At 63.5% G+C, this 8,627-nt stretch carries 7 protein-coding genes and 1 pseudogene; 2 read left to right on the top strand and 6 right to left on the bottom strand.

The genetic code is table 11. The features are described 5' to 3' along the window. Both EOB59_RS14525 and EOB59_RS14530 read left to right on the top strand, forming a co-directional pair. Positions 1 to 1,039 (top strand): VWA domain-containing protein (locus EOB59_RS14525; RefSeq protein WP_245486628.1); only part of this gene is annotated, 1,039 nt, incomplete at its 5' end. Beyond that, positions 1,039 to 1,926 (top strand): amidohydrolase, encoded by an 888-nt coding sequence (locus tag EOB59_RS14530; RefSeq protein WP_164895651.1) that lies wholly within the window; start codon positions 1,039 to 1,041, stop codon positions 1,924 to 1,926. The genes EOB59_RS14525 and EOB59_RS14530, both read left to right, overlap by 1 nt. Positions 1,927 to 1,930: 4 nt before the next feature. On the opposite strand, the gene EOB59_RS14535 is transcribed toward EOB59_RS14530, so the two are convergent. The 6 genes and pseudogenes from EOB59_RS14535 to EOB59_RS36295 all read right to left on the bottom strand — a co-directional run. After that, complete coding sequence (locus EOB59_RS14535) at positions 1,931 to 2,338, bottom strand: carboxymuconolactone decarboxylase family protein (protein ID WP_127809928.1); 408 nt, start codon at positions 2,336 to 2,338, stop codon at positions 1,931 to 1,933. 251 nt (positions 2,339 to 2,589) lie between these two features. Then, complete coding sequence (locus EOB59_RS14540; protein ID WP_128288637.1) at positions 2,590 to 4,086, bottom strand: sugar ABC transporter ATP-binding protein; 1,497 nt, start codon at positions 4,084 to 4,086, stop codon at positions 2,590 to 2,592. Further along, a complete protein-coding gene (locus EOB59_RS14545; RefSeq protein WP_128288638.1) occupies positions 4,086 to 5,135 on the bottom strand; it encodes a hypothetical protein in 1,050 nt (349 codons plus the stop codon). The genes EOB59_RS14540 and EOB59_RS14545 overlap by 1 nt, the downstream gene beginning before the upstream one ends. Then, positions 5,132 to 7,255 carry an SMP-30/gluconolactonase/LRE family protein gene (locus tag EOB59_RS14550; RefSeq protein ID WP_128288639.1) on the bottom strand — a complete coding sequence of 708 codons (2,124 nt, stop codon included), beginning with the start codon at positions 7,253 to 7,255 and terminating at the stop codon, positions 5,132 to 5,134. The genes EOB59_RS14545 and EOB59_RS14550 overlap by 4 nt, the downstream gene beginning before the upstream one ends. A gap of 87 nt (positions 7,256 to 7,342) precedes the next feature. Next, positions 7,343 to 8,368, bottom strand: coding sequence for a sugar ABC transporter substrate-binding protein (locus EOB59_RS14555; protein WP_127398059.1), 1,026 nt, complete (start codon positions 8,366 to 8,368; stop codon positions 7,343 to 7,345). Between the two features lie 88 nt (positions 8,369 to 8,456). Then, positions 8,457 to 8,627: pseudogene (locus tag EOB59_RS36295) on the bottom strand (ABC transporter permease); the annotation flags it as partial.

Consider the following 8,627-nt stretch of genomic DNA (forward strand, 5'->3'; position numbering starts at 1 on the left):
CTCCTGTTTCATGCAGGCGGTGACGTTGCTCGGGCCGCGCTCGATGGCAGACATCCGCGAGGCGGCGCTCGCGACGCTGGCGCCGCCGCCCGACCGCCGCGACGAATTCGAGGCGCATTTCCAGAGCCATTTTTATGGCAATACGTCCGCCGTGGTCGAAGGCGACGCCGACGAGGAAACTCGCATCAAGGATGATGGCGGCCCCGACGACGAACGGCTCGAGGCCGAACAAAGCCAAGAGGGCGGCGACCTCTCTTCGGCCCTGGAGCAGTTGAGTGCCCGCGACTTCCAGCGCGACGATGACAGGCTGACCGCCTTTCGTCGCAAACTCTCGACCGCTTTACCAGCCCGGCGCTCCTTCCGCACCGTACGCACCCACTCGCGCGGTAAGCTCGATCTGCGCCGATCGCTCAGGGAAATCGTCAGCGCCGATGGCGACGTGCCCTCGCCACTGCTACGCCGCCGCCAGACTGTGCCGCGCAAGCTGCTTCTGCTGATCGATGTGTCCGGCTCGATGAAGCTGCACACAGCGGACTATCTCAAGCTGGCACATGCGGCCGTGCAAGGTGCCGACCGCGCCGAGATATTCACCTTCGGCACGCGGCTGACGCGCATCACCACGGCATTGCGCATCCGCGACCGCGACCAGGCGCTGGCGCGCGCCGCTGCCCAGGTCGACGACTGGGATGGCGGCACCCGCATGGGACCGACGCTGCTCGCCTTCCTCTCGGTGCCGCGCTTCTCGTCGTTTGCACGCGGTGCCACGGTCGTGATCCTGTCCGACGCGCTGGAGCGCGGCGATCATGGCGAGATGGAGACGGCGATGCGACGGCTGAGCGCCCGCGCTTTCCGGCTGTCGCTGGCCACACCGCTAGCCGGCGACCCGCGCTTCCGGCCGGCAACGGCTGCACTTCGCGCCATCCTGCCGGTGCTCGACGATCTGGTCGACGGCTCATCACTCGCCGGCCTCACCGATTTCATCCTGTCGCTCGCTCGCCCTGCTTCAGCGGCGGCGGCAATCTGGAAGAGGGTTTCATGATGCAGAAAACAATCGACGCGCATTTCCACATCTGGCGCCAAAAGGACCAGCCCTGGCTGGTCGGGCCGATGGTGCCGCGCATCTTCGGTCCCTACGAGCCGATCCGGCGCGACTACCCGATCGAGGAATTTCTCGAAGACCAGAGGGATTCAGCCGTCGAAAAGGCCGTCTATGTCCAGACCAACTGGGCCAAGGAGGATTTCGAGAAGGAAGTCGCCTTCCTGCAGAAGACATCCGACGAAACCGGCTGGCCGCATGCCATCGTCGGCTATACCGACATGACCGTCGACGATATCAGGACTCAGATCGATCGCCTGAAAAAGTATCCGCTGCTGCGCGGCGTGCGCATGCAGCTGCACTGGCACGAGACGCCGGCCTTCCGTTTCGCCGCCTCCGCCGACCAGGTGATCGACCCCAACGTGCGCGCCAATGTGGCGCGGCTCAAGGATTATGGCCTGTCCTTCGACCTGCAGCTCTTCCCCGCCCAGATGAAGGACGGCCTGACGCTGGTCGGCGAAAACCCGGAGACGAATTTCATCCTCACCCATGCCGGTATGCTGACCGGCATGGAGCCGGAAACCACCGAAGCCTGGAAGGCAGGCCTGCGCACGCTTGCAGCCGCCCCCAACTTCTACGCCAAGCTCTCCGGCCTCGGCACCTTCGTCCACCGCAACGACCCGGCTCTGATCGCCTATATCGTCGACAATGCGATCGACATATTGGGCGCCGACCATTTGATGTTCGGCTCGAACTTCCCGATCGAAAAACTGTGGACCAGCCACGCCGAGCTGATCAAGGCGCACCGCGACGCGGTGGCGAAGCATGGTTCGGTAGCGGAAGCGGATATCTTCTGGAACACGGCGGAGAAGGTTTACCGGCCGGTGTGAGGCCTCACTTCACCTCGAACTGCGGGTCAACCGGAATCTGCATCGCCGTCACCAGATGGTTGGTCTGGCCGGCGAGCCCGATGATCGACACCAGCTCGCCATGCTGCGCATCGGTCATGCCCTTGGCTCGCGCTGCCGCCGTGTGCGAGTGGACGCAGTAGGAGCAGCCATTGGCGGTCGAGACAGCAATGTAGATCATCTCCTTGGTCAGCGGATCGATGGCGCTGTCGGCCACCATCACCACCTTCAACTGTTCCCAGATCCGCTTCAGCGCCGGAGGATCATTGGCCAGCCCGCGCCAGAAATTGTTGACGAAATCAGATTTGCGCGTCGCGCGGATGTCGTCGAAGACGACTTTCACGGCCGGGATTTTTTCGACTTCGGCATCGGTCAGGAGTCTTGCTGTGGCCATGGTGTGGTCCTTTCGCTTCGATCGATGAACTGGTTCGTTGAATCAAGTTTCGAGCAAAGGCGGCTAACCGGCTTCTTTGACCCAGTTTTTGGCCCGCAATAGCGTTGAAGATTAGCCGAGGCACCTAAACTTCGTCATCCACGGGCGAAGCAGGCGCGAAGCGCCGTCGCGGAGACCCGAGGATGACGATGAGGTAGAAGCCTTCGCCAAATTGCCAACGTATGTGGACCACCGACCACCCGCCAAAAAACCTAGTGAACCGCCGCGTACATGATCTTCTCCTCCGTCGCCTCGGCCGGCGAAAACTCCTCGACGATGCGGCCCTGGCGGCAGACCAGGATGCGGTCGGACAGGTTCATGATCTCCGGCAGGTAGGACGAGATGACGACGACGGCCAGGCCCTCGTCGGCCAGCCGGTTGATGATCTGATGGATCTCGGCGATCGCGCCGACATCGACGCCGCGCGTCGGCTCATCGAAGATGACGATGCGCGGCTGCTGCACCAGCCCCTTGCCGATCACCACCTTCTGCTGGTTGCCGCCGGACAGTTCGACGACGCGCGCATTGTCGTTGATCGCCTTGATGTTCAGCGTCTTCGTCCATTCGGCTGAGAGCGCGCGCATTTCCTGCGCATTGATCACCCAGGCCTTTTCCCGGTCCGCCGCCAGCAGTCCGCCGAACAGGTTCTCGGCAATGCCCATCGTCTCGAAGATGCCCTCGCTCTTGCGATCCTCGGTGACATAGACGATGCCGTCGGCCACCGCCTCGCTCGGCACGAGATAGCGCACCGGCCTGTCATCGAGCTCGATGGCGCCGCCGCGCAGAAAGTCGCGCTTGTAGATGCCGGAGACGATCTTGAAGGTTTCGGTGCGGCCGGAGCCAATCAGCCCGAACACACCGGTGATCTGGCCCTCGAAGATCGAGAAGGACGTGTTGCGCACGACATTGCTCATCGAGATGTCCTGCACCGACAGCACCTTCTTGCCCGCCTTGCGAAGCTTCGCTTCGTCGCGCTGCCGGTAGATCTGCCCCGACAGCGTGCGCCCGACCATTGCGGACACGATCCTGTCGCGGTCGAAAGCAGACGTGTCGTCGGTGATGACCAGCTCGCCGTCGCGCAGGATGGTGATGCGGTCGGCGATATCGAGCGCCTCTTCCAGCGCGTGGCTGATGAAGACGATCGACACGCCGCTCGCCTTCAGCCGCCGGATCAGCGCGAAGAAGTGCCGCTTTTCTTCCGGCGTCAGCGTCGCCGTCGGCTCGTCGAAGATGATGATCTCGGCATTGTGGTGCACCGCGCGCGCGATCTCGACCATCTGCCGCTTGGCAGCACCCAGCGTCGCCACCATGGCGTTCGGGTCGACGGGAAAGTTCAGCGATTGCAGGAATTGCTGCGCCGAAATGTAGGTGCCGCGCAGCCGGTTGAGGAACTTTTCGGTGCCGAGATAGAGGTTCTGCGCCACCGTCATCGACGGCACCAGGCTCGTCTCCTGGAACACCATGGCGATGCCGGCTTCAAGCGCTGCATGCGGCGAGGCGTAGGCGATCTCTTGCCCCTTGTGGAACATCTTGCCCGAGGGGGCGTCGACCACACCGGCGATGATCTTGGTCAGCGTCGATTTTCCCGCGCCGTTCTCACCGAGCAGCGCGTGGATTTCGCCTTTGCGCAGGTCGAAGCTGACATTCTTCACCGCGGGCACGCCGCGGTAGTTCTTGGTGACATTCTCCAGACGGACAATCGGTTCCATCAGAAACCTCCCGTGGCGACGGAAAGGATACAGTCGCCGCCCCTGGAGGCGATGAACAGAAGACCGTCCTTTTCCGCAACGCTGCAGATGCCATGGCGCGTGCCGTTGGCGCGGCTGTGCAGGCTGAATTGCGGCTGCATCTTCTGGTCGAGCCTGACCACCCGCCCGTAGGAGCGGCTCGGCGACCATGGCTTGTGGATGCCCATGGTGCGGATGCCGCCGCATTGCAGCGGCTCGAGGAAGCTGCGGCTGGAGGCCAGCGCCGGCGCGATCCAGTAGGCCGGCGGCACCTGGCTCAGCATGTCCTGACGGTAATGCGTTTCCTGTAGCACGAACTCGATCAGCCGGTTGCGCGGCGCAAACAGGGTCAGCCACGCCCCACCATCGGCGGAAGGCGACAGCCGCGCGGGATAGCCGGGCAGATGCGTCAGAACCGTCGAGCGGCTGCCCGTCGCGCCATCGAAACGCACCAACTGATGACGCCAGCTTTCGCAGACTAGCACATCGCTGCCGACTGGATGCAGGCCATGGGGAAAGGCAATCTCGCCGGCGACTTTGCGGAAATCACCGCCCGCGGCGTCTCGCTTCCACAGCGAACCGGAGGCACCCTTCTTCATCAGATCGGCGGCCCATTGCGACGGCGCGTGCTCGGCCGAGCCATTGGCCAGCCACAACGTGCCGTCATCCGCATAGGCAAGTGCGGTGATGCAGCTGAGGTCAGCCGGCAGCGAAACGTCGCTGCCGCCAATCAGCAGCTTTCCGCTTTCCAGCCCGACCGTCAGTTCACCGGATGGCGACAGCGCCAGCGCGGTGACGGCAGACGGAAAAGTCTCGACCACGACAGGTTCCGCTCCAGCCGCAATCGAATGGATGGCGTTGCCGCTGGAGGCCAGTAGCCTGTCACCGGTAACGAGCAGATTGTCCGGTTCCGTCAGCTCGGCAAAGGCCGGCGCATCATCCAGCCGCGTGTTGGGGCGAAAAGCGCCGTCGAGCGGCGGGATGGTGACCGCCTTGCCGCGAAACAGGTCCAGCACCGGATCGAGGATCATGGCTTCGCCCCCCAATAGGAAGCGGGACTGGTCCAGTTCGGGTCGGCGCCTGCGATCTTGTAGCGGCCGATGCGGTTGTTGAGGATGCCGCCGACGAACAGATATCCCTTGTGCTCGCGCATTGAGGTGACCATCGGATGCGCGCCGCCGGTGAGGTCGCCCATTGCCTCGACGATGCCGCCCTTCTCGTTGAATTTGACCACGCCGCCGGTGTTGATGTTGGGGAACAGCCATTCATCCTGCGGCAGGCGGCGCGTCATGCGCTTGCGCATGTCGGGATGGCGCAGCGACAGGTCGAAGCTCGGCGTGCGCATGCCGAGCCACGCCATCCAGTAATTGCCATCGGAGGCGCGGTTGATGTTGTCGGGATAGCCCGGCATGTCGCGGATGACGCATTCGGCGGTGCCGGCTTTCGGTCCTTCCAGCCAGTAGCGATGCACGCGGCAGGCCCAGCTTTCGGCGAAGAACAGCGACTTGCCGTCATGCGCCATGCACACACCGTTGGTGTAGCGGTAGCCGTCAAGCAGCGTCTTCGTCGAGCCGTCCTTCGGGTCATAGACCAGCAGCCGGCCGGTGGCGCGGTTCTCGATCGAATCCAGCGCCCAGTCATGCGCGTCGTAGCGCTTGGTGGAGTCGGTGAAATAGATGCGCCCGTCCGGTGCGATGTCGCAGTCATTGGGATCGCGCAGCCGCGCATCGTCGACGATCGAGGTCCACGAACGCGACGTCTCCGCCGACAGGCGTTTGACCTCCCGCTCCGGCGAGACGGAGTAGAGCCCCATGGCGCCGACGCAGCTGATCAGATTGCCTGATTTGTCGAAGGCCAGCCCCAGGGGGAAACCGCCGATGTGAGCAAACACCTCGGATTTGACGTAGTCCGGCGCGAAGAAGCGGACGATTTCGCCATGGCGCGTGCCGCAATAGAGATTGTCGTCACGGTCGAGAATGACGTCTTCAGGCCCTTCCAGCTCACCAAGCCCGATATGCTCTGCGGCCGACAACCGGTTGTCGAGTTCGTAGGGCGTTCCGGAGCCTGGTGCGGCCGACTGCGTCTCTCCCATCTTGAGATAGACCGGCGCAACATAGACCTCGTTCAGCACCTTGTGGCGGTTCTTCAGCCAGCGGATGTCGATGGTCACCGCGACCGCCAGCATGATGCCCAGCACCATCTGGTTGGTGCCGGTGCCATAGCCCAGCCGGATCAGCCCGTTGGTCATGGTCAGCACGATGATGGCGCCCATCAGCCCCTTGATCACCGAGCCGCGGCCGCCGCCAAGGCTGACGCCGCCGACCACCGCCGCCGTCAGCGCCATGATCTCGAGGTTGAGGCCCGTGCCCGGCCCTGCCCCGCTCAGCCGGCAAGCGAGGAGGAAGCCGCCGATCGAGGCGCAGAAGCCGGAGAAGACATAGGTCATGAACACCGTGCGGCGCACGCGGATGCCGGCATTGTGCGCCGAGCGCCTGGAGCCGCCGACCGCCAGCACGTGCCAGCCCGGCCGTGAACGGGTCAGCGCGATATGGGTGACGATGGCCAGGATGATCGCCAGCCACACCGAGACCGACAGCCCCCAGAACGTGCTGTCGCCGATGAAATCGAGCACATCCGATGTGGCCGTCGAGAGCTGTACGTCGGCGGCATAGGTGGTGACCAGGATGTCGAACAGCGCCCGTCCGAAGATGAAGGTCACCAGCGTGGTGAGGAAGGCGCGCAGGCGCAGATATCCAACGAGGTAGCCGTTGATGGCGCCGAAGATGAGGCCGGTGGCCAGCGACGCGGCCAGCGCCAGCCAGATCGACTGTTCGAGGATGAAGAAGACATAGACCGCGGAGAAGCATGACAGCGCGAAGATCGAGCCGACCGACAAGTCGATGCCGCCGCCCAGCATAACCACCGTCATGCCGGTCACCACCATGGAGAACTCGCCAAGCTGGCGGGTGGATTCCTGCAAAGCGGTCAGCTTGAAGAAGCCCGGAATGATCGAGCCGAAGGTTGCCAGCGTCGCCACCAGTGCCAGGAACGGAATGGCATTGTCGGTCCAGCGCTTGGTCAGGATCTCGCCGACGACATGGTCGGGCACGAGATTGTAGCGCCAGGACTGGAGGCGTTCGCGAAAGGACATCAGGTCACTGCTGCAAATCTGGGATTCAAGAGAAGAGGTGGTCGGGCAATCCGGCCACCTCTTCGATCGGTGTTGAGAAGAGTTCGCTTATTTCGCCGCCGCTTGTGCCTGCAGCGCCTTCAGGTCCCAGCAGCTGTCGGGCTTCAGGTCGGCCTTGGTCGTCGCCTTCTCCAGCGTGTAGATGTAGGTGTGCGACGTGCCGGCCGGCTGGCCGCTCTGCAGCAGGAACTTGATGATGGCGTTCATGTCACCCGACTGGCGGGCAAGATCGGTCATCACCACGGCGCCATAGGTGCCGTCCTGCAGCTTGTCGCAATCGGCCGCCTTCTCGCCACCGCCCGTGGTGACCAGGAACACCTTGCCGTCGAGCTTGGCGTCGCGGATCGCGGCAGCCGCGCCGGTAGCGTCACCATCCCAGAAATCGATGATCGAGCAGATGTCCGGGTTCTGCTGCAGCATCGTCGTCGTCACATTGCGCGAGGTCGTCGCATCCCAGTTTGAATCGGGCTTTGCCACCACCTTGAAGTCGGGATGCTTCTCCAGCACCTTCATGATGCCGGCATATTGGTAAAGGCTGGACGAGTTCGCCTGGTCACCCTGCACGAGGCCGATCTTCTTCGAAGAGTTTTCGCCACAGCCTTTGATCGCGGCTTCCGCCTCAAGCTGGCCAAGCCGGTCCCAGTCGCTGCCGATGAAGGCGTCGGCCGGGAAGTTGGCGGGATTGTCGACCAGGATGACATAGGTGCCGGCGGCCTGCGCCTTCTTCATCAGCTTGGAGTAGGAGTTGAGGTCCGGCGCGTGGATGATAAGCACATCCGGCCTGGTGTCCGACGAGATGGCGTCGGTGATCGCCTGCGCGCCGGCGTCGACGACCCAGTTCGGATCGCGCGTCTCGAACACGCCGCCCCAGGCCTCAACCTCGGTCTTCAGATAGTGCGCCCAGCCCTGCGCCAGGTCGAAGCCCATTGCCAGCGGCACCAGCATGACGCGCTTGCCCTTGAGCGCCTGCGCGTAAGCCGCCGGGCCGGGATCGTCGGCGGCGAAGGTGGGCGCCACGAATGCGGTGACGGCGAGTGCCGTGGCGGCAGCCATCAATGTCCTGATGAATTTCATGTCAGATCCTCTCGTTTCGATTTTCATTGCCAGCCGACCGGGATGGATCGGACCGGGTACCCCGAGCAGATGGGCTAGCCCATCTGCCCTAAATGTCGCCTTGCTGGGCGGTCTGTTCGTCACGTGGGTTGATGATGCCGTCGACGATGATGGCGCCGAGCAGGATCGCGGCCTTGATCAGGTTCTGGTAGAGCAGCGGGATGTCGATGATGGTCATGGCGTTGAGCAGGATGCCGATCAGTGCCGCCCCCACCAGCAC

It is taken from the genome of Mesorhizobium sp. M7A.F.Ca.MR.176.00.0.0, from assembly GCF_004023165.1.
Taxonomy (GTDB): Bacteria; Pseudomonadota; Alphaproteobacteria; order Rhizobiales; family Rhizobiaceae; genus Mesorhizobium.

Coding starts and splice junctions, on each gene's coding strand:
- EOB59_RS14530 (WP_164895651.1), top strand. CDS start 1,039: ATGCAGAAAACAATCGACGCGCATTTCCACATCTGGCGCCAAAAGGAC.
- EOB59_RS14555 (WP_127398059.1), bottom strand. CDS start 8,368: ATGAAATTCATCAGGACATTGATGGCTGCCGCCACGGCACTCGCCGTC.
- EOB59_RS14540 (WP_128288637.1), bottom strand. CDS start 4,086: ATGGAACCGATTGTCCGTCTGGAGAATGTCACCAAGAACTACCGCGGC.
- EOB59_RS14535 (WP_127809928.1), bottom strand. CDS start 2,338: ATGGCCACAGCAAGACTCCTGACCGATGCCGAAGTCGAAAAAATCCCG.
- EOB59_RS14545 (WP_128288638.1), bottom strand. CDS start 5,135: ATGATCCTCGATCCGGTGCTGGACCTGTTTCGCGGCAAGGCGGTCACC.
- EOB59_RS14550 (WP_128288639.1), bottom strand. CDS start 7,255: ATGTCCTTTCGCGAACGCCTCCAGTCCTGGCGCTACAATCTCGTGCCC.